General features: G+C 72.2%; 16 protein-coding genes and 1 riboswitch. Of the genes, 11 read left to right on the plus strand and 5 right to left on the minus strand.

Annotation, left to right across the window (positions count from 1 at the left end):
* Positions 1-32: 32 nt before the first annotated feature.
* Positions 33-1,478 carry an ADP-ribosylglycohydrolase family protein gene (locus LG278_RS09080; protein WP_404393042.1) on the minus strand — a complete coding sequence of 482 codons (1,446 nt, stop codon included), beginning with the start codon at positions 1,476-1,478 and terminating at the stop codon, positions 33-35.
* 201 nt (positions 1,479-1,679) lie between these two features.
* Between LG278_RS09080 and LG278_RS09085 the strand changes: the two genes are divergently transcribed.
* The 3 genes from LG278_RS09085 to LG278_RS09095 are packed head-to-tail and all read left to right on the plus strand — an operon-like array spanning position 1,680 to position 3,753.
* Positions 1,680-2,042, plus strand: a complete 363-nt coding sequence (locus tag LG278_RS09085; protein ID WP_404393044.1) for a hypothetical protein — start codon at positions 1,680-1,682, stop codon at positions 2,040-2,042.
* Positions 2,035-2,481, plus strand: coding sequence for a hypothetical protein (locus LG278_RS09090; RefSeq protein ID WP_404393046.1), 447 nt, complete (start codon positions 2,035-2,037; stop codon positions 2,479-2,481). The genes LG278_RS09085 and LG278_RS09090 overlap by 8 nt, the downstream gene beginning before the upstream one ends.
* A 24-nt stretch (positions 2,482-2,505) precedes the next feature.
* Positions 2,506-3,753 (plus strand): lipid II:glycine glycyltransferase FemX, encoded by a 1,248-nt coding sequence (locus LG278_RS09095; protein ID WP_404393048.1) that lies wholly within the window; start codon positions 2,506-2,508, stop codon positions 3,751-3,753.
* A gap of 30 nt (positions 3,754-3,783) precedes the next feature.
* Here LG278_RS09095 and LG278_RS09100 read toward each other — a convergent pair whose 3' ends face one another.
* Positions 3,784-4,539 carry a hypothetical protein gene (locus LG278_RS09100; RefSeq protein WP_404393050.1) on the minus strand — a complete coding sequence of 252 codons (756 nt, stop codon included), beginning with the start codon at positions 4,537-4,539 and terminating at the stop codon, positions 3,784-3,786.
* Positions 4,540-4,547: 8 nt separating this feature from the next.
* Complete coding sequence (locus LG278_RS09105) at positions 4,548-5,342, minus strand: hypothetical protein (RefSeq protein ID WP_404393052.1); 795 nt, start codon at positions 5,340-5,342, stop codon at positions 4,548-4,550.
* A gap of 183 nt (positions 5,343-5,525) precedes the next feature.
* Here LG278_RS09105 and hrpA point away from each other — a divergent pair, with 183 nt between their 5' ends.
* Together hrpA and LG278_RS09115 are read left to right on the plus strand one after the other, a co-directional pair.
* Complete coding sequence (gene hrpA / locus LG278_RS09110) at positions 5,526-9,491, plus strand: ATP-dependent RNA helicase HrpA (RefSeq protein WP_404393054.1); 3,966 nt, start codon at positions 5,526-5,528, stop codon at positions 9,489-9,491.
* A gap of 112 nt (positions 9,492-9,603) precedes the next feature.
* Positions 9,604-10,530, plus strand: a complete 927-nt coding sequence (locus LG278_RS09115; RefSeq protein ID WP_404393056.1) for a PAC2 family protein — start codon at positions 9,604-9,606, stop codon at positions 10,528-10,530.
* Positions 10,531-10,807: 277 nt separating this feature from the next.
* On the opposite strand, the gene LG278_RS09120 is transcribed toward LG278_RS09115, so the two are convergent.
* The gene (locus tag LG278_RS09120; RefSeq protein ID WP_404393058.1) at positions 10,808-12,559 is read right to left on the minus strand and encodes a DNA polymerase; all 1,752 of its coding nucleotides are present in this window, start codon (positions 12,557-12,559) and stop codon (positions 10,808-10,810) included.
* Positions 12,552-13,700: a MalY/PatB family protein gene (locus LG278_RS09125; RefSeq protein WP_404393060.1), complete on the minus strand. Its 1,149-nt coding sequence runs from the start codon at positions 13,698-13,700 to the stop codon at positions 12,552-12,554. The genes LG278_RS09120 and LG278_RS09125 overlap by 8 nt, the downstream gene beginning before the upstream one ends.
* Before the next feature lie 130 nt (positions 13,701-13,830).
* Between LG278_RS09125 and LG278_RS09130 the strand changes: the two genes are divergently transcribed.
* The 6 genes from LG278_RS09130 (at position 13,831) to LG278_RS09155 (ending at position 21,061) form a co-directional block, all read left to right on the plus strand.
* The gene (locus LG278_RS09130) at positions 13,831-14,586 is read left to right on the plus strand and encodes a hypothetical protein (protein ID WP_404393062.1); all 756 of its coding nucleotides are present in this window, start codon (positions 13,831-13,833) and stop codon (positions 14,584-14,586) included.
* Positions 14,587-14,658: 72 nt separating this feature from the next.
* A complete protein-coding gene (locus LG278_RS09135) occupies positions 14,659-15,243 on the plus strand; it encodes a YkvA family protein (protein ID WP_404393064.1) in 585 nt (194 codons plus the stop codon).
* Positions 15,244-15,343: 100 nt separating this feature from the next.
* The gene (locus LG278_RS09140) at positions 15,344-16,972 is read left to right on the plus strand and encodes a DUF4192 domain-containing protein (RefSeq protein ID WP_404393066.1); all 1,629 of its coding nucleotides are present in this window, start codon (positions 15,344-15,346) and stop codon (positions 16,970-16,972) included.
* A gap of 25 nt (positions 16,973-16,997) precedes the next feature.
* A riboswitch (SAM riboswitch) is annotated at positions 16,998-17,112 on the plus strand.
* Positions 17,113-17,126: 14 nt separating this feature from the next.
* Positions 17,127-18,464 (plus strand): homoserine O-acetyltransferase, encoded by a 1,338-nt coding sequence (locus LG278_RS09145; RefSeq protein ID WP_404393068.1) that lies wholly within the window; start codon positions 17,127-17,129, stop codon positions 18,462-18,464.
* Between the two features lie 155 nt (positions 18,465-18,619).
* Positions 18,620-19,018: a universal stress protein gene (locus LG278_RS09150; RefSeq protein WP_404393070.1), complete on the plus strand. Its 399-nt coding sequence runs from the start codon at positions 18,620-18,622 to the stop codon at positions 19,016-19,018.
* A gap of 360 nt (positions 19,019-19,378) precedes the next feature.
* Positions 19,379-21,061 (plus strand): RNA polymerase sigma factor, encoded by a 1,683-nt coding sequence (locus LG278_RS09155; protein WP_404393072.1) that lies wholly within the window; start codon positions 19,379-19,381, stop codon positions 21,059-21,061.
* Positions 21,062-21,197 lie beyond the last annotated feature (136 nt).

The following is a 21,197-nucleotide window of genomic DNA, read 5'->3' on the forward strand; positions in this document are numbered from 1 at the left end:
GGATCACCTCGAATCGGGGGAGGTTGACGTGCTCAGGCGCCGTGACCGGCCACGTGCCAGAGGCGGCCCTCACCGCGGATGTGGGGCATCGCCTGACGGATGGACCGCTCGGCGAGCTCGGGAGCGACACCGAGGTCGACGGCATACCGCAGGGCGACGGCGGGGGTGCGCTGACCGCCCTGACGGCAGTGGACGAGCACCCGCTTGCCCTCGGCGCGGAACTGGCGCAGCGCCGACGACACGTCGTCGAGCACGAAGTCGAGGTGGGGGTTGGACTCCTCCTCGTCGTCGTCGTTGATCCAGAACTCGATGTGGTCGCGTGAGCTCATGCCGTCGGCTGGGATGTCGTGCAGTCCGAGCGGGCACAGCGAGACCACGGCCTGCACCTCGAGCTCGCGCACCCGCGACAGGTCGGAGATCGTGCCGAGCACGATGTCGGGGTCGATCGGGTGGGCCAGCCCGAGCATGGGGATCTCGGTGTCGCTCATCGACGCCACCGACGGCCACTCGCCATGACGGCGCCCACCGGCATAGGTCGACACGGCGAGCTCGACGAGGTCGTGCGCGCGCAGCCCGGGCCAGCCGTGGACCATGCGGCGCCACTGCGTGGGCACCGCCGAGGCGCCGTAGCGCGCCCCGAGCAGGGCGCCGGCGATGGCGGCCACCGTGTCGGTGTCGTGCCCCGCCCGCACCGCCGCCTGCAGGCCACGCTGGAGGTGCATGGCGGAGGCGTCGCCTCGGTCGGTCGAGGTGATCGCCGCCCACGCGGCCTGCAGCGCGGTGACGGTGTAGCCGTTGTTGGGGAACTGCCCCGGCTCGGCGGCCGTGGCCTCCTCGATCCAGTCGCCCCACCGGCCGGCATACGTCGGGGTGACGAGGTCGAGCCCGGCCGCGAGGTCGAGGCGTCCCTCGGTCACGGCCAGGCGGATGGCCTCGGACCACAGCACCGACGAGTCCCCGGCCAGGGGGTCGGTGTGCGTGAGCTCTGCGACGGCGCGCGCCGCCCGGGCCGTCGCCTGCCGGTCGTGCACCCGCGCGAGCCCGACGATCGAGGTGCGCATGAGGGCGCCGTTGCCGGCCGTGCGGCCCGTGCTGGCATGGAGGTCCTCGCTGGCCCGCGACAGCCTCTCGTGCGCGCGGCCGGGCAGCCGCTCCGCCTCCGTCAGCACCGCCCGCGTCTGCGTGCCGACGTCGGTCGCGCCGCCGGCGAGCCAGGACGTGAACGCCTCGGCGACCTGGTCGAGCGCGTCGGGCGCGGTGAGATCGCCGCCCTGAGCGGCGACCTGGGCCACACAGAGCGTCATCTGGGTGTCGTCGCTCCACTCGCCCGGGTCGTAGGGGCCCAGGCCGCCGCCCTTCATGACCGCCTCGCCGACGGGCGGCGCCGCCATCTCGTAGGGCACTCCGAGCGCGTCGCCGCAGGCCTGACCGAGCAGCACCCCGGCGGCGCGGTCGACGGTGATCGAGCGGATCGGCACTGCGGCTCCTGCGTGGTCGTGACGTGGGATGACGTGGCTTGACGCGTCGAGACGTGTCGGCACGGTTTGTGACGTGTCGTGACGTCGGGGCTGGCTGGGGCCCGGTCGTGGCTCGCGACCGGCGCCTGCTGCAAACTACCGCGTGCTGCTGACGCGCCGGGCGGGCATCCTCGCCCAAGGTGCGCGACGTAGGATTCGCGGGTGCTCCAACCGCTGACCGTGGTCGTGCTCGTGGCGACCGGATTGCTCGCGCTGCTGGCGGGCCACCACCTGCTGCGGCGCCGGCTCGTGGACGACCCGATCGTGCTGCTCGGCGCTGCCATCGAGGTGGCGCTGCTCGTGCAGCTCGTCGTCGGCCTCACCAACGCCTCGGCGATCGCCGACGGCGCGGAGCGCGCGACCTTCATCGCCTACCTCTTCACCGTGCTCGTCGTCATCCCGGTCACCGTCGTCATCGCCATCAAGGAGAAGACGCAGTGGGCGATGGCGGTGGTGCTCGGTGGGGCGGTCGTCGTGGCCATCCTCGTCGCCCGGCTGCAGCAGGTCTGGAGCCTCCATGGCTGAGCAGCAGCACACCGGCCACGGCTTCGGCCGCGTGCTCGTCGCCGTCTATGGGCTGCTCGCGCTCGCCGCCACGGGGCGCTCGATCCTGCAGATCAGCGAGTACTTCGACCGCGCCCCGGTCTCCTACGTGCTCTCGGCGCTCGCAGCCGTCATCTACCTCGTCGCGACGGTCGGGCTCGCGCGCGGGGACCGCAGCTCCGTGCGCCTCGCCAGGGCCGCGCTCGTCGTCGAGCTCGCCGGTGTCCTCGTCGTCGGCGCCATCTCGTATGCCGTGCCGTCGGCCTTCCCGGACCGGACCGTCTGGTCGCACTTCGGGTCGGGCTACGGCTTCGTGCCGCTGCTGCTGCCGCTCGTCGGGCTGTGGTGGATCCGGCACACGAGTCGCGCGTCCGACAGTGCGCCGTCAGCGGTCGCTTCAGCCGCCGAATCGGAGTCCTGAGCTCGCGTCGATAGGGTGGCCGCCATGACTGAGCAGACCCCGGGATCGGGGCCGAGCACGACGGCGGGCGCGTCGTCCGCCACCATCCGCCTGCCGCTGACGGTGCGACCCGTCACCGCCGACGAGGCGACCGAGACGCTCCTCGAGCTGGGCGGCAGCTTCCTGCAGACGCCCAACTGGGCCCGCTCCAAGCAGGGCTGGCGGCGGGCCCACCTCGGCTGGTTCGACGCCGACGGCCGCCGTGTCGGCGCCGGTCTCGTGCTCTCCCGGAGCATCCCGCGCCTCAAGCGGTCCTACGCCTACCTGCCCGAGGGCCCGGCCCTGCCGTGGGAGGCCGTCGCGAGCGACCCGAAGGCGTGGCTCGACCCGCTCGTCGCCTGGGCGAAGCAGGACGGCGCGTTCGCGCTGCGGCTCGGCTTCCCCATCGTGTCGCGGGTCTGGGACCGCGAGCCGGTCAAGAAGCAGGTCGCCGAGGGTGGCCTGCTGAGCTTCACGACGATGCCGAGCGCCGTCGACAACCCCGTCGCAAGGAGCATGGAGGCCTGGCTCGACGCGAACCAGTGGCTTTCCATCGGCGGTGACGGGGTCGCCGTGGGCCAGCCCCGCCTGCTCTGCGTCGTCGACCTGCGCGGCCGGGCCGTGCCTGAGCTGCTGCGGTCGATGAACCAGCAGTGGCGGCGCAACGTCAAGAAGGCCGAGAAGTCCGGGGTCGAGGTGCGCACGGCGCTCGCCGAGGGCCTCGACACGTTCTACGACCTCTACGTCGAGTCGGCGGAGCGCGACAACTTCCTGCCGCGACCCAAGGCCTACTTCGACCTGATGGCCCGCTCCTTCATGACGGAGGGCGCTGACAGCCCTGTGCAGGCGCGCTTCTACGAGGCGCATGTCGACGGCGACGTGCTCGCCTCGGCGCTGATGATCCGCTTCGGCCGCACCTTCTCCTACCTCTACGGCGGCTCCACCGAGCGCAACCGCGACGCCCGGGCCTCCAACGCGTTGCAGTGGAAGGCGATGCAGGATGCCGCCCTGGCAGGGTGTGAGGCCTACGACTTCCGCGGCTTCAACACCTCGCTCGGTGCGACGAGCCCCCTGACCGGGCTGCTGCTCTTCAAGCTCGGCGCCGGGGCCGACGTCGTCGAGATGGTGGGGGAGCGCGAGCTCGTCATCAGCCGCTTCTGGCACTTCGCGTTCGAGAAGGCGATGGCGGCACGGATCGCGATCAACAAGCGTCGCAAGGCTTCTCGCGCCGCCGAGGAAGCCGCCGACATCTGACGTGAGTCCCCGGAAGGCCCCGGTGTCGGGTCACCAGGAGACGGTGCAGGCCACCTTGCCGGTGGTCGATGTGTCGAGCGCGACGAGCGTCTCGCCGGCGTAGACGCGGCACTGCAGCGACGCGGTGCTCTCGGTTGGGCTCGAGACGGTGACGTCGAGTGATCGCGACTCCGGGCCGGTGTGGACCTCTCTGAGGATGGGCGTGCTCGCCGGGGTCTCCTCGTAGAGCCCTGCTCCGGTGGAGATCTGGGTGAGGACGTCCTCGGGGGTGGGAGCCGTGACCTCGACGCGGAGCACGCTCACGCTGGCCGGAACCGGTGAGACCCGGCTGTCGGCGGGGATGGGCGGTTTGACCGTGCTGGGGTCGGCGGAGGAGCTGATCCACCCCACCTGTGACGGATCGGGCGGGTCGGCCCACGGGTCCTGGGACACACCCCACTGCTGCTCGGAGTAGCCGCCGTCGCCATAGAGGCTCGGATCGTCGTGGCCGGTGCTGACGTTGCTCATCACGAGGAAGACCCCGACGATCGCGGCGTAGGGGAGCCACCCAGGCCGGCGCTGACCCGCCCGGTGCGCCGGCCGTGTCGGTGGCGTGCTGAGGATCGTGGGTGGCGGCAGGGTCGGCGCCGGGCCCGTCGTCGGCTCGGGACGCGCCCAGGCGTCGGGCGGCAGACCGGGCACCGGCGGCGGCTGCGCGTCGGAGCTGGTCGGGGGCGTCAGCTCCGGGAAGGCGACATGGCGGTCCTGCTGGGGGTCGGGGAGGGCCGGGCGCTCTGGATCGGACACGACGATCCTCAGCCTCCCGTGTTCCAGGCGGAGTCCGTGACGTTGCACTGGACGCTGCGGATGCCCACCGACGTCGTCAGCACGACGTCGCCGGCATAGACGGTGCAGCGCATGGCGCGCGGTCCTCGGTAGCCGTAGTCGTTCGCCGAGATCGACACGTAGGCGTCGTTGCTCGTCACCGGGATCGTCGCGCCGAAGGGCAGCGGCGTGTCCTCGAGGCGCGTCACCGCCGTGTCGCTGTAGAGGCGCACGTCGGCGATGCGCTCCGACCCCTGGATCTCCACGCGCAACTCGGTGACGGTCGAGGGGAGGGAGGGCACCACGCTGGGCTCGCCCGTCAGGGGGGTGTAGGCCACCTGCTCTCGCTCCTCTCGCTCCACCGACGCGCGGTCGGAGCTGTTGCTCACCAGGGCGATGCCGATGGCGAGCACCATGGGGATGCCGACGAGCGCGACGAACACGGCGGTGAAGGCGATGGTGGCCTTGCGACGCGCCGACCTCGGCGGCTTGGAGCCACCCGTGGCCCGAAGGGGGACGGAGGTCTTGGCCGTCGAAGGAGTCGTCGCTGTGGACGCGCGATTCGGCGAGGGGCGGCTGGAGGCGGGCTTCGACCGGTTGCGACCGCGACTGCGGCCCGCCTTCTTCTTCGGCGCCGTGGGCGGGGGCGGCCCGTCCGGCTGGTCGAAGGCAGAGAACCGGTCGACCGTCGGGTCGGGCGCGACGGGTCGGGCCCCCGCGGCGGCGGTCCCGGAGGAGCCGTAGTCGGGTGCGAGCGGGTCGGGTCGCGATGGCGCGTCGGTCACAAATCCCCCTGAGTCGGTCACGGTGCGCCCATCCAACCACCGTGGCATGGTCGAGATCGGGCGGAGGTGCACCCGTCTGAGGGCGTCGGGCACCGGGCGGTTCCAGCCACCCCGACATCCGGCCTGCGAGCGCCGAGGAAACCCGTGCGACCAGCCGGCGGGAAGCCACCTATCCTGACGGGCATGCCCGACGAGACCTCGCCCCCCCGCGCCCGCGGGGGCGGTCGACGCTCTCGGGGCAGACGACCACCAGCGGGGCAGGGCGGTCAGCCACCGCGCCCCGAGCATGGCCGGCGACGCGCCGAGCCGACCCCGGAGCAGCGCGAGGCCCGCCGGGCAGCGCGGGCCGCCACCCTCCCGCCCATCACCTATCCGGAGCACCTGCCCGTCGTCGAGCGACGCGACGACATCGCGGCCGCCATCCGAGACCACCAGGTCGTCGTCATCGCCGGCGAGACCGGCTCGGGCAAGACGACCCAGATCCCGAAGATCTGCCTCGAGCTCGGGCGCGGACTCGACGGGGTCATCGGGCACACCCAGCCGCGCCGCATCGCGGCACGAGCCGTGGCCGAGCGACTCTCCGAGGAGCTCGGCGTCGAGCTCGGCACCGCCGTCGGCTACCAGGTGCGCTTCACCGACCAGAGCAGCCGCGACACGCTCGTCAAGGTGATGACCGACGGCATCCTGCTCGCCGAGATGCAGCGTGACCGTGAGCTGCGCCGCTACGACACGATCATCATCGACGAGGCGCACGAGCGGAGCCTCAACATCGACTTCATCCTCGGCTACCTCAAGCAGCTGCTGCCGCGCCGACCCGACCTCAAGGTCATCATCACCTCGGCGACGATCGACCCGCAGCGCTTCGCGGAGCACTTCGCCACCCCCGACGGCACGCCCGCGCCGATCATCGAGGTGTCGGGGCGCACCTTCCCCGTCGAGATCCGCTACCGCCCGCTCGTCGACCCCGACCGCCCCGAGGCGGAGGAGCGCGACATGGTCACGGGTGTCTGCGAGGCCGTCGAGGAGCTCTGGACCGAGCGGCACTCGGGCACGAGCAGCGACATCCTCGTCTTCTTCTCCGGGGAGCGCGAGATCCGTGACGCTGCGGATGCGCTGAACGGCATGAAGCTGCCGGTCACCGAAGTCGTCCCGCTCTACGGCCGGCTCTCCGCCGCCGAGCAGCACCGCGTCTTCGCATCACACACCGGCCGGCGAATCGTCTTGGCCACCAACGTCGCCGAGACCTCACTGACCGTCCCGGGCATCCGCTACGTCATCGACACCGGCACCGCCCGCATCAGCCGCTACAGCCAGCGCACCAAGGTGCAGCGCCTCCCGATCGAGCCGGTGAGCCAGGCCAGCGCCAACCAGCGCTCGGGCCGCTGCGGCCGCGTCTCCGACGGCATCGCGATCCGGCTCTACTCCGAGGACGACTACGACAGCCGCCCGGAGTTCACCGACCCCGAGATCCTGCGCACCAACCTCGCGTCGGTCATCCTCCAGATGACGAGCCTCGGCCTCGGCGACATCGCGCGCTTCCCCTTCGTCGACCCGCCCGACTCGCGCCAGATCGCCGACGGCGTGCGGCTCCTCGAGGAGCTGCAGGCCTTCGCGCCGGAGGAGGAGACCCCACCGAGCGGACGAGGGCAGCGACGCCCGGGACGCCGCCTCACGGCATACGGCCGCACCATCGCCACGCTGCCGATCGACCCACGGCACGCTCGCATGGTCATCGAGGCCGACCGGCGCGGCGTGCTGCGCGAGGTGCTCGTCATCGTGTCCGCCCTGTCGATCCAGGACCCCCGCGAGCGACCGCAGGACAAGCAGGAGCTCGCAGCCGCCTCGCACAAGCGCTTAGCCGACGAGACGAGCGACTTCCTCGGCTGGCTCAACCTGTGGGCCTACCTCAAGGAGCAGCAGCGAGAGCTGAGCTCGTCCGCCTTCCGACGCCTGTGCAAGGCGGAGTACCTCCACTACCTGCGCGTGCGTGAGTGGCAGGACCTCCACAGCCAGGTCCGCCAGGCGGCCAAGCAGGCAGGGCTCGACGTCAACCGCGGTGACGCCACCACGGCGCTGGGCGAGATCGACGCCGACGCCGTCCACCAGTCGCTGCTCGCGGGGCTCCTCTCGCACATCGGCGTCCGGGACGAGCAGAAGCGGGAGTATGCCGGCGCGCGGGGCACGCGCTTCGGCATCAGTCCCGGGTCGGCGCTCTTCCGCAAGCAACCGCAGTTCGTCATGGCCGAGGAGCTCGTCGAGACGAGTCGCCTGTGGGCCCGGATGAACGCCCGCATCGACCCCGTGTGGGCCGAGCAGCTCGGCGAGCACCTCGTGAAGCGGCAGTACTCCGAGCCGCGCTGGTCGGGCAAGCGGGGGTCGGCCGTCGCGACCGAGCGCGTGACGCTCTACGGCGTGCCGCTGGTCGTCGGGCGGGTCGTGGGGCTGGGCAAGCTCGACCCCGAGCTCGCCCGTGACCTCTTCATCCGGCACGCCCTCGTCGAAGGGGACTGGCCGACCGAGCACACCTTCCTGCGCGACAACGCCGCGCTCATCGAACGGCTCGGCGAGCTCGAGGCCCGCACCCGGCGTCGCGACATCGTCGTCGACGACAGCACCCTGATCGCCTTCTACGACAAGCGGATCCCCGCGGACGTGGTCTCCGGTCGACACTTCGACTCGTGGTGGAAGAAGGCGCGCCGGCAGACCCCGGAGCTGCTCACCTTCACCGAGGAGCTGCTGCTGCGCGAGAGCGCCGGCAGCATCGCCGACAAGGACCACCCCACGACGTGGACGCAGGGCGAGAACGTGCTGCCCATCACCTACCAGTTCGAGCCCGGGTCGGAGCAGGACGGCGTGACCGTGCACATCCCGGTCGACCGGCTCAACCAGGTGACGCCCGACGGCTTCGACTGGCAGGTGCCCGGCTTCCGCGAGGAGCTCGTCACCGCGCTGATCCGCTCGCTGCCCAAGGGAATCCGCCGCAACCTCGTGCCGGCCCCCGACCACGCCCGAGCGGTGCTGCCCGAGCTCGACCCGACGAGCGGACCGCTGCTCCCGGCGCTCGCCCGGGTCCTCCAGCGTCGAGCCGGCGCGCCCGTCGCCCCGTCGGACTTCGACGTCGAGCGGGTGCCACCGCACCTGCAGGTCACCTTCAGCGTCGATGGTCAGGGTGGCCGGCCGGTCGCCACGGGCAAGGACCTCGAGGCCGTGCGTGACGTGGCGACGCCGCAGCTGCGGCGGCAGGTGAGCCGCGCCGGGGCCCGCATCGAGCGCGCCGGGCTCACCGCCTTCCCCGACGAAGGGGTGGCCGAGACCTTCGCGAGCTCCGCGGGGGTGCAGGGCTACCCGGCTCTCGTCGACACCGGGTCCGGCGTCGACCTCCGGGTGCTGCCGACGCGGGCCGAGGCCGAGGCGGAGCACCGACTGGGCGTGCGCCGACTGCTCCTGCTCGGCATCACCCCGCCGTGGAAGCAGATCCTGGCGCGCCTCACCAACACCCAGAAGCTGGCCCTCGGCCACAACCCGCACGGCAGCGTGCCGGCCCTGCTCGACGACTGCCTCGCCGCGGCCATCGACGCCATCCGCGACGACGCCGTCATCGACCGGGCCGACCACGCCGTGCGCACCCGCGAGGACTTCGAGTGGGCGCTCTCCGCCGTGCGCGCGCACACGACGGCCAAGGTCGTGCAGGTCGTCGGTCTCGTCGAGCCGATCCTCGCGAAGCACCTCGCGCTGACCAACCGCCTCGCCGACCTCGACCGCTCGAGCAGTGCCGCGATCCGTCCGATGCTCGCCGACGTGCGGGCACAGCTGCGCGAGCTCGTGCGCCCGGGCTTCGTCGCCGACACCGGACTGCGGCGCCTGCCCGACCTCGACCGCTACCTCCGTGCCATCGCGCACCGCATCGACAAGGCGCCCGCCAACCTGGCTCGCGACGCGCAGGCCCTCGAGCAGGTCGACCTCGTCGAGGGTCGCTATGCCGACCTGCTCGACTCGCTCCGGCCCACCCAGCGCGGCGCCGCCGACGTCGTCGACATCGGCTGGATGATCGAGGAGCTGCGGGTCTCGCTCTTCGCGCAGACGGTGGGCACGGCCTACAGCGTCTCGCCCCAGCGCGTGCTCAAGGCGATCACCAAGGTGGGTGCCTGACCCCGATCGCTCCCGTTCTCGCGTGAGCGGCACGTGGGGCCCCCGGAGTGGGAATCTTGACGTGGAGCAGGGCGTTGCACGAAGCGATCCCTGACGACGAAAGGCCAGACCCGTGCAGGACCCGACCGAGCTCTTCCAGTTCGAGAGCGACACCTCACCGAGCATGCTGCAGGAACTGCAGGCCTCGGTGCTCGTCGTCGCCCTCGGTGGATTCATCGACGCCGGCAACACGCAGCGCCTGATGGCCGACCACCTCCTCGAGCACCACGAGTCGCGTGTCATCGCCTCCTTCGACGTCGACCAGCTGCTCGACTACCGCGGACGCCGCCCGGTCATGGTCTTCGACCGCGACCACTGGAGCAGCTACGACGACCCGAGCCTGCTGCTCCATCGCGTCGTCGACAAGGAGGGCGTGCCCTTCCTGCTCCTCGTCGGACCCGAGCCCGACTACCAGTGGGCCCGCATGGTCGAGGCGACGACCCAGCTCGTGCGCACCTTCGGCGTCGGTCTCACCGTCAGCGTCCACGGCATCCCGATGGCGGTGCCCCACACCCGTCCGCTCGGGGTGACCGCCCACGGCACCAACCCCCGCCTCATCACCGGCAACGACCCGGCCTTCGGCACCGTGCAGGTGCCCGCGAGCTTCTCTTCACTCCTCGAGCTGCGGCTCGGCGAGGCCGGCCACGACGCGATCGGCTTCGCGGTGCACGTGCCGCACTACCTCGGCCAGACGGAGTTCGGCGACGCCGCGGTCATCGGGCTCGAGCGCGTGCGGGCCGCGACCGGTCTCGACCTCGACGTCAGCGCGCTGATCGCGACGGCAGGGCTCAACCGCGCCGAGATCACCCGGCAGATGGAGGAGTCCGACGAGATCACGGCGGTCGTGCACGCCCTCGAGCAGCAGTACGACACCTTCCTCGAGGGCCGGCAGCAGCGCAACCTGCTCGCCACCGACCTCTCCGACCTGCCGACCGCCGACGAGATCGGCGCGGAGTTCGAGGCCTTCCTCAAGGACGTCACGGACGACGACCAGTCGTAGCGGCTGTCTGACGGCCTCACGGCCCACGGGCGGGCACGTTGTGCCACAGCGCTCGCGGGGCGCGACGGTGCTCGCGGCGTGGAGCGTCGGCGGCCGTCCTCGCGCTACACCACTGTCGTATGCCGGTCGGCCGCCGCCGATGCCGCTCGCGCCGTCGCGCCCCGCTCCCTTGCCTGCCCCAGCACCGCTGCGCCCGCTCACGGATGCCGCTCGGCTGGCGACGATGCCGGTCCACGGCCGCGAACCGCTCCTTTCGGTCAAGGGGGAGGGGTGGTGGTCAGGGCTTGGCTTCGCTCCAGCGGCGGACGACGGAGGTGTCGGCGACGAAGCGCACCTGGTCGGTGCCGGCCCAGGTGCGGGCGGCGCTCGTCAGGGAGCCCTCGACCGCCGCCACGGCGGCGTGGGCCTGCTGCTCGGGCACGTGGACGAGCAGCTCGTCATGGAGGCAGAGCACGATCTGGCCGCCCAGCGGGCGCACCGCGTGGCGCACGGTCGCGGCCCAGGCCTTGAAGAGCTCTGCGGCCGACCCCTGGATGATGGCGTTGCGCGCGTAGCGCCCGCGTGAGCCGTCGGTGCCGGCCGACCTCTCGGGGCTGCCGGCCGGCGCGTCCGGCTCCGCGCCCTCGCCGAGCTGCGGGGGAGCCGCCCCGAAGCGGATGAGGCGACCGCCCCAGGTGCGCACGGCCCGGCGTGCGACGCCGTCGTCGTAGGCGCGGTCGAGCAGCCCCATGGCGACGGGGTAGGCGCGTTCGAGGTCCTTGAGCGCCTCACCGGCCGCGCCGGAGCGCTGGCCGTACATCGCGGCGAGCACCGCGATCTTGGCCGTCGGCCGGTCGGCGCCCAGCTTGGCGGCCACGGGGGCGTAGAGATCGTCGCTGCGCGTCGCCTCGGCGAAGGCGCGGTCGGCGCTCACGACGGCGAGCACGCGCGGCTCGATCTGCCCGAGGTCGGCCCGCACGAAGACGTGGCCCGGGGCGGCGCAGATGGCAGGGCGCAGGGGAGCAGGCAGGTTGTGCAGGCCGTTCTGCGCCGTCATGCGCCCCGCCGCGCCGTCGCACGCCGTCCACGCCCCACGGAGCCGGTCGTCGACGCCCACGTGCTCGTCGAGCCACCGGTAGCCGTAGGTCGTGGCGATGCGCTCGTCCTTGCGCCAGCGCAGCAGCGCGTCGACGAGCGGGTGGGTGAGGCGGTAGGGCTCGAGCACCCAGGCGCGTGTGTTGGGCACGTCGACGCCGACCGACGCGAGCAGCTCGCGCACCTGGGCCGGGTTGCGCAGGTCGAGGCGCTCGCGGCCCGGCGCGTGCCGCAGCACGGCGCGGTCGCGCTCGACGCGGATGCGGGCGGCATCGCCCTCGTCGCGGGCCCGCGGACCGGCCGAGGCGGCGATGAGGTCCTCTGCGGCGAGCCGGTCGACGGGGAGTCCGTCGCGCTCGAGCTCGAGGCAGAGCACGGCCGCTGCGGACTCGGACCACACGGTGCGCTCGAGGCGCGCGACGTGCTCGCCGCCCAGGCGGCCGAGCGCCTCGAGCTGCGACGTCTGGCACTCGAGCGCGAGCACCGCGAGCTCACGCAGCCGGGGGGCGTCCGTGGCCCGCAGCAGCGCGTCGGCCCGCAGGTGACCCCCCGCCGTGAGCAGCGTCTCGTCGCCCCCCTCGGCGACGTCGAAGAGGTCCCCGTCGAAGCCGTGCAGCCGCTGCGCTCGCGGCCTGGGGACGTCAGCCTCGTCGAGCCCGCGGCAGCCGGCGACGACATGGCCCGGGGTCGCCGCCCAGCCGCCGTGGATGATGCGGTGCGTCTCGGCGAGGTCCCAGGTGCGCGCGACGTCGATGCCGGCCCCGACGACGCCCCGCAGCGCGGCAGCGGACGACCACACGACCCAGCGCGGCCCCAGCCGGGCTGACGCGTCGACGAAGCGCCGGCCCACCTCGGCGAGAGCCCACGCCTCGTCGATGCCCGGCCCGACGGCATACGCCCCCTGCGGGCCGACGACGAGCGCGACGAGGGGGGCGCCGGATGCCTTGTCAGTCAAAGGAGCTCGCGATGCGGGCCACGGCCTCGCGCAGGATGTCGGGCGACGTGGCGACGTTGACCCGCACGTGACCGGCGCCCACGCTGCCGAACGTCGTGCCGTCGGAGACGGCGACGCGCCCGCGGCGCAGCAGCGTGGCGCCGGGATGGTCGCCGAGACCGAGCGGGCGCAGATCGAGCCACGCGAGGTAGGTCGACTCCGGGAGCAGCAGCCGGGCGCCGGGCAGCTGCTCGCGCACGAGCTCGGCGAGCAGCCTGCGGTTGGCGTCCAGCTCGTCGACGAGCTGGTGAACCCACGTGCGCCCGTCGCGGTAGGCCGCCGTCTGCGCGATGACGCCGAAGTGACTCGCGCCGAAGGTGACGAACGGGTGGAGACGAGCGACATCGGTGCGCGCCTCGCCACCGGGCACGACGAGAGCGGCCTTGAGCCCGGCGAGGTTCCACGCCTTGGAGGCCGACGTCACCGTGATGCCGCGCTCGCTGCCCGGCACCGTGAGGTAGGGGGTGAAGCGGCTCGACGCATAGACCAGCGGTGCGTGGATCTCGTCGGAGAGCACGCGCACCCCGTGCCGCGCCCCGACCTCCGCGAGCGCCGCGAGCTCGTCGGCGGAGTGCACGGTGCCCGTGGGGTTGTGCGGGTTGCAGAGCAGGTATGCCGCCCGCTGGCCACCCGCCGTGACGCCGGCAAACGTCGTGTCAAGCAGGTCGAGGTCGAGGCGACCCTCCGCCGTCAGGGGCGCCTCGACGACCTGGCGCTCGATCGAGGCGATGACGTCGTAGAACGCGTTGTAGACGGGCGGGCTGATGACGACGGGGCCGCCGGGCTCGGTGAGCAGCCGCGTCAGGTGGGCGATGCCGGTCAGGACGTCGGTGACCCGGACCATCGTGCCGGGGTCGGGAGCCCAGCCCCACTCGGCCTCGGCCAGCTCGGCCAGCGCGGCGGCATACCCCTCGTCGCCGGCATAGCCGGTGTCACCGCGCGTCATCGCTGCCGTGACGGCCTCGACGACGGCGGGGCAGGGGCGCGCGTCCATCTCGGCGATCCACAGCGGCAGCACGTCAGCGTCGTAGCGTCGCCACTTGATGCTCGTGCGCTCGCGTCGAAGGGTCTCGAGCGGCACGTCGAGGATGCGCGGGGCCATGGCGACGACCCTACGAGACCGCGCCCACACGCCTGGCGACCCGGCCGACGCGCGCTGCATACCGTCACGAGGTCCGGCTGGGTATGGTCTCGACGAACGCGACATCACGAACCGAGGGATGGGCAGGCACGTGGGACTCCTGGGATATGACAGCGACGAGGCGACCAAGGCGGCGGACGACACCGCCAAGCAGGTGCGGTCCGCCGCGAAGGGTGGCGCGCTCGAGCGGGCCCAGCTGCCCGAGGAGGGCGGGCTCACGGGCGCCGCCACGCGGCTCATCCAGCGACTGCTCGACATCGGCATCGACGGCCGCGGTCCCTTCGACTCGGCCGACACGATCGCCGCGACCGCGCTCAAGCACGCTCGCGGTGACGTCGAGCAGGCGATCAAGATCATTCGCCGCGACCACCGGCAGCTCGGCGCGGTCGGCGGCTTCGTGACGGGCCTCGGTGGCTTCTTCACCATGCCGATCTCGCTGCCGGCCAACGTGCTCGAGTTCTACCTCCTCGGCACCCGCATGACCGCGGCGACCGCCAAGGTGCGGGGCTACGACCTCCAGCAGCCCGACATCCGCACGGCAGTGCTCCTCACGCTCATCGGCGCCGACAGCGACGACCTCCTCAAGAAGGCCGGCCTCGTGGCGGCAGGCGGCAAGCTCTCGGGCATCGCCTTCAACCGCCTGCCGGCGCCCGCGCTCATGGTGCTCAACAAGGCGATCGGCTTCCGGCTGCTCGGGCGCATCGGGGGCAGCACGTTCGCCCGGCTGGGGCGCGCGGTGCCGATCGTCGGCGGCCTGCTCGGTGCAGCCATCGACGTCTACATGCTCAGCCGCATCGGCGCGCAGGCCGCTGAGGAGTTCCCTCCGGTGGCCTCCTCCGGCGTGTGACGCCCAGATGACGAGTCTGCAACGGCCCGGCCGGAGCGGAATCGGTGAGGGCACCCGCTCGTTGGTCCGGTCATGAAGACGGCATCCCGGCTCAAGCTCGCGGCCACGGCCGCGTCCGTCGTGCGCGCCTCGATGCGCAGCGGCGGCCCCTCCGTCGCCGAGCGCGTGAGCGCTGTGCCGCGACTCGTGCGCGCCACCCTTGACGGCACGTATGCCGGCACGACAGTCGGGCGACTCGGGCTCGTCGCCGCTGCGGTGGCGTATGTCGCCTCGCCGATCGACCTGCTGCCCGAGGCCTTCCTGCCCGTGCTCGGGGCCGCCGACGACGCGGTGGTCATCGGATGGGCCGTCAAGGCCTTCATCGAGGAGACCGACCGCTTCGTCGCGTGGGAGCTCGGTCAGGGGCTGCGACGCTCGCAGACGATGCGAGGCGAAGCCACGTGGTCGAGCCCGGTGGGCGGAGCGGCCGGCCCTGGCGCAACGGCGGGTCATGGCGCAGCGTCCGGCGCTCCTCGGCCCGACCGCGACAGCACCGGGGCTGCCGCCCCCGGCGCCGGCGATCGGGGTCCGGAGGGCAAGGTCGTGCTGCCGGAGGGTGTGCGGCAGGCGGCCACCGACTACGTCCTCGAGACCGTGCGCAAGCGCCTCGAACGCTGACGCGGGTGTCGTCCACACCTCCCCGCCGAGCGGTGTGAGCCGTCCACAGGCGAGGAGGTGACCCTGTCGGGGGAGTGACGCGGGGGCGAGGGTCGGTGGCATGCCGAAGATCTCCCTGTCGGGACCTGCCGACCTGCTGACCATCCTTCCCTTCCACCTGGGCTTCCAGCCGACGCGCAGCGTCGTCGTCGTGTGCTTCCACGGCAAGCGGCTCGGGTTGGTGGCGCGCTTCGACGTCGTGCCGGCCCACCTCGCCGAGGCCTCGGCTGCGACCGGACTGCCCACGATCGTGCGGGAGCGTCCGTCTGGGGTGTGCCTCGTGGGCTTCGAGGACGAGGCGGGGGAGTCCGACCCGCTGACCGAGGCCCTGCGCGCCGGGCTCGCGCACGAGGACATCGAGGTGGGCGACCGGCTCATCGTGCGCGACGGCCGCTGGTTCACGACCGACTGCGACTGCTGCCCGCCGGGCGGGCGGCCGATGCCGGAGCTGGCCGACGTCCCGGCGGTCGCCGACTACGTCGCGCTCGGCCACGCGGTGCTCGGCGACCGGGACTCCCTCGTCGCGCTCGTGCGACCCCTGGGCGACGACGACCCGCGCCACGCGGACATCGAGGCGGCCGTCGACACGTGGCAGGCGCGCTACACCGTGGCGGTCGCGATCGACCGGCTCCGTGCCCGCGGTCTGCTGATCGACGACGCCAGTGGGGAGCGTTCCCGCGACGACCGTTCCGGCGACGGCAGTGAGCTTGGTGACGGCGGCGACGAGGTCGGGGAGGACGGGCACCTTGGGGACCTCGGTGAGGAGACCGCCGCCGAGCCCGACGGCACCTCGGGCGCGGGGGACCGGGGGGCGACCGTCATCGACCTCGAGACCCGGCGGCATCTGGGGCCGGAGGACGTCGCCGGCGGCTGGAACGGTGTGGACGGCTGGGACGGCGTGGACGGCGCGGCTGGCTGGGACGACTGGGACGACGACGGGTACGGCGACGGCGGCTGGGACGGAGCCGGCTGGGACGGCGACTGCGACAGCTTCGACGCCGCGTTCGAGTCCTCGTCGGAGCTCCAGCAGGCGCAGTCGATGACGGCCTGGGGCCACGTGCTGCACGGCGAGGTCGCAGGTGACGACCTCGAAGCCCTCGTGCCGGCCCTCGTCGGGCCGCTGCGCGACGTCATCTTCCGCGACGCGCTGATCGCCTGGCTGTGCCCGGATTCCATGCCTCTGACCGACTACCCGGCCGGACTCGTCGCTCTGCTTGAGGCATTCGTCGGTGTGGACGTGCGGGCGGCTTCGGGCGCCACCTCTGCTGCGCCGCGCCCGCGGCCCCGGCGTGGACGGCGCAAGCGAGGTCGCCGTCTGCGTGGCCGACTCGACGGTCTCGCGGAGGCGCCATCCGGGCAGGCGGGGCAGGAGTGGCAGGAGTGGGAGGAAGCGAGCGCTCCGCACCAGATCCAGGCGCGCCTCGAGAGCGTCTGTCGCGTCACGCCGGCAGCGCACGCAGCGCCCCTGCTGACGATCGTCGCCAACATCGCCTGGTGGCGTGGCGACGGTGCGCGCGCCGGTGTGGCCGTCGACACCGCGCTGGGCCTCGAGCCCGATCACCGTCTGGCACGGCTCATCCGCCAAGCACTCGATCACGGGCTGCGCGGTGACGGATCGCGCTCGTCGCAGCACGACGCCGACGGTCCGTCGCGGGCGTCCGGCTCGTGGAACAGCCCATCGAGTGCCTGAGCGCTCTCGCGTATGGTGGTGCCTAGGTCATGAGTGCCAGCGACAAGCCCCGGCTCGCTGGCCGGCAACCCTCCTTCGCGGTGGGGTGCCCCGGGTGAGGACCTGGCATCCCTCCATCCGTGTGGGTGCAAGCGCGAGCCGAGGAGCACTCTCCATGACCGTCAGCGACCGCCAGACGGCCCGAGCCGACAGCCTCGACGAGGCTGACGGCGTCGCGGTCCCGACCTCGCAGGGTCCGACCCGTGCCAGCGGTCCGAGCGCTGCCAGCGGCGCAAGCGGCCCGACCTCGCGGCTGCGCGCGGTGCCCGACGCCGGTGTCCCCGCGCAGGGCGAGACACCGACATGGTCAGGGCTATCAGGGCAGTCGGGGCTGTCAGGGCGCTCGAGCGGCGCCTGGCACGAGGGCGACCCCGTCGGTCGTCGCCGGTTCGTCGACATCGGCGGCCTCGACCTGGAGCGTGGCGGGCGGTTGTCACAGGTGCGCATCGCCTACGAGACCTGGGGCACGCTCAACGCGGCACGCGACAACGTCATCCTCGTCGAGCACGCCCTCACCGGTGACAGCCACGTCTCGGGTGAGGCCGAGCCGGGGCACCCGTCACCCGGGTGGTGGAACTCCCTCATCGGCTCCGGCCGTCCCGTCGACCCGGACGACTGGTTCGTCGTGGCCTCCAACGTGCTCGGCGGGTGCCAGGGCAGCACCGGCCCCTCGAGCCTCGCGCCGGACGGCCCGCCGTGGGGCAGCCGCTTTCCCTACGTGACGGTGCGCGACCAGGTGGCCGCCGAGGCAGCACTGCTCGACGCCCTGGGCATCAGCCGGGTCGCGGCCGTCGTCGGGGGGTCGATGGGCGGCATGCGGGCTCTCGAGTGGGCGGTGACCCACCCCGAGCGGGTCGACCGCTGCCTCGTGCTGGCCTCGACTGCATACGCCACCGCCGACCAGATCGCGTGGTGCCAGCCGCAGCTGCTGGCCATCCGGCACGACCCCGACTTCGCCGGTGGCGACTACTACGACACCGGGCGAGCGCCCGAGACCGGTCTCGGTCTCGCACGCCGGATCGCCCACATCACCTACCGCACCGAGAGCGAGCTGAGCGAGCGGTTCGGGCGCGAGGCCCAGCTCGGGGAGGACCCCCTCAGCGGCGGCGACCGCGGCCGGTTCGCCGTCGAGAGCTACCTCGACCACCACGCGGGCAAGCTCGCCCGGCGCTTCGATGCCAACTCCTACCTGCGGCTCACCGAGGCGATGAACTCACACGACGTCGGGCGCGACCGTGGGGGCGTTGCCGCAGCGCTGGCGCGCGTCACCGCGCACTGCACCGTCGTGTCGGTCGACACCGACCGCCTCTACCCGCCACGACTGTCCGACGAGCTGCACGCGGCCCTGCCAGTCTCGACGCGCGCCCACATCACCTCGGACTACGGCCACGACGGCTTCCTCATCGAGGAGGACCAGGTCGGCAGGATCATCCGCGACGCCCTCTCGCGCTGAGGGCCTCGCCGGGGCCGTCGGGGGCGCGTGGCGAGGCGGACGGACGGGCCCGCATCGGCGACTCGCCTGCGGGAGCGCAGTCGTCGCGCCTCACGGGCCGCTTTTCCGGTAGCGTGCGGGCACGGGTGTTACCGCTCCAAGGAGGTCCGGACAAAGTGGCCATTGTCGTTGGTTATGTCGCAACGAAGGAAGGCCGCGCCGCGCTCAAGCGCGCCGCTGAGGAGTGTGTCCTGCGTCAGGCGCGGCTGATCGTGATCAGCTCGCATCGAGGCGGCAAGGACTTCGACCCCGACGAGGCGATCCAGTTCGAGGCCGAGCTCACCCGGGTGGCCGACCTGCTCAAGGAGCGGGGTCTCGACCACGAGGTGCGTCAGCTCGTGCGCGGCAACGACCCGGCCGAGGACCTCATCAGCGTCGCCGAGGAGGTGGCCGCCGACTTCATCGTCATCGGGCTGCGTCGCCGCAGCCCGGTGGGCAAGCTCATCCTCGGCTCCAACGCCCAGCGCATCCTGCTCGACGCCAGCTGCCCGGTCCTGGCCGTCAAGGCCGAGTAGACCGCTCGCAGGTCTCGCAGTGCTCGTCGGGCCAGCCGTGCACCCCACGGTTCGGCCGGTCGAGGCGTCCTCGCGGCGCGCCCGGATGGACGTTCTGTTCGCGGGCATGCCCTCGGGCGTTTTATAATGGCTGAGTACCGGATTGCACGAGGCGCACCGCGAGATCGCTCAGGGACCGACTCCACCAGGCCAAGCACATCTGGCACGAACCCCCACTCTCGTTCGTTGTGATGGTGCATGCCCGGATGTGGCGCGCCAGCACGACGCACACAGCGATGAAAGGCGACTGCTTCCGTGCCGAAGGCAACAACCGCTGGAGCCCCCAAGACCCTGCCGAAGGTGTTCCAGCACGAGGCAATCATGCAGCTTCTCGTGAAGGGAAGCTCCAACGGGAGCATCACCGGCACCGAGATCGCCCGCGCACAGGCCGAGGCAGCCCTCGACCTCAAGCAGATGAAGCCGGTGCTCACGACTCTCGAGGCTCACGACATCGAGATCGTCGTCGACGCGCCGCACACGAGCACCAACAAAACCCGCTCAGGGACCAAGGGAGGCACTGTGGCCACCGCTCGAAGCACCACGGCCGCGGCGACGAAGACCGCGTCCAGGACGACCACCTCGACGACGAAGAAGGCTCCGGCCAAGCGGGCCGCTGCACCGGCCGCCGAGGTCGACGAGAGCGGCGCCCCGACCGCAGCCCCCGCCGTCAAGGCCGCACCGGCCCGCAAGACCGCCGCCAAGAAGGCAACCACGACCGCAGGCGTGGCCAAGGCTGCCGCCGCGCCGCCGGCCAAGACGGCCGCAAAGAAGACCACCGCCCGCAAGACCACGGCCAAGAAGGCCGCCGCCGGCGCGGACGGTGCCGACGGGGCCGTCGAGTCCGTTGACGGCGAGGTCGTGGCACCCGACGACGTCGTCGAGACCGAGCTCGAAGAGGTCGACGTCGTCGCTGTCGTGGCCGAGGTCGCCAAGGAGGCGGAGGTCGCCGACGACGCCGACGCCGATGACACCGACGAGGACGGCGAGCCCAAGCCCAAGGCAGCAGCCGCGACCGAGGAGACCGAGGAGTCGGGCTTCGTCATCCGCGACGACGACGAGGACGACGCCCCTGCCCAGCAGGTCGTCACCGCCGGCGCCACGGCCGACCCGGTCAAGGACTACCTCAAGCAGATCGGCAAGGTCGCCCTCCTCAACGCCGAGCAGGAGGTCGAGCTGGCCAAGCGCATCGAGGCCGGCCTCTTCGCCGAGGAGAAGCTGAACGCCGAGGGCAAGGTCGACATGAAGCTCAAGCGTGAGCTCTGGTGGATCGCCCAGGACGGCAAGAAGGCCAAGAACCACCTCCTCGAGGCCAACCTGCGCCTCGTCGTGTCGCTCGCGAAGCGCTACACCGGTCGCGGCATGCTCTTCCTCGACCTCATCCAGGAGGGCAACCTCGGCCTCATCCGTGCGGTCGAGAAGTTCGACTACACCAAGGGCTACAAGTTCTCGACCTACGCGACGTGGTGGATCCGTCAGGCGATCACCCGCGCCATGGCCGACCAGGCCCGCACGATCCGCATCCCGGTCCACATGGTCGAGGTCATCAACAAGCTCGCTCGCGTGCAGCGCCAGATGCTCCAGGACCTCGGGCGCGAGCCCACCCCGGAGGAGCTCGCCAAGGAGCTCGACATGACCCCCGAGAAGGTCGTCGAGGTCCAGAAGTACGGCCGCGAGCCCATCTCGTTGCACACCCCCCTCGGTGAGGACGGCGACAGCGAGTTCGGTGACCTCATCGAGGACTCCGAGGCGGTCGTCCCGGCCGATGCCGTCAGCTTCACGCTCCTGCAGGAGCAGCTGCACTCGGTCCTCGACACGCTCTCGGAGCGCGAGGCCGGCGTCGTCTCCATGCGTTTCGGCCTCACTGACGGCCAGCCCAAGACGCTCGACGAGATCGGCAAGGTCTATGGGGTCACGCGAGAGCGGATCCGCCAGATCGAGTCCAAGACGATGAGCAAGCTGCGTCACCCGAGCCGCAGCCAGGTGCTGCGCGACTACCTCGACTGACGTCAGCCGCGCCTCCCAACAGGCCAGATGCCCGTCTCGGGCGTCTGGCCTGTCGGCTACCCACCGCCACGTGGGGACCTTGTCCTCTGGCGGGGCAGGTCGCCGGGAGCCGACCAGGACGGTGATGGATGACCGA

Origin of the sequence: Humibacillus xanthopallidus (assembly GCF_044793955.1) — a bacterium.
Lineage (GTDB): Bacteria > Actinomycetota > Actinomycetes > Actinomycetales > Dermatophilaceae > Humibacillus > Humibacillus xanthopallidus_C.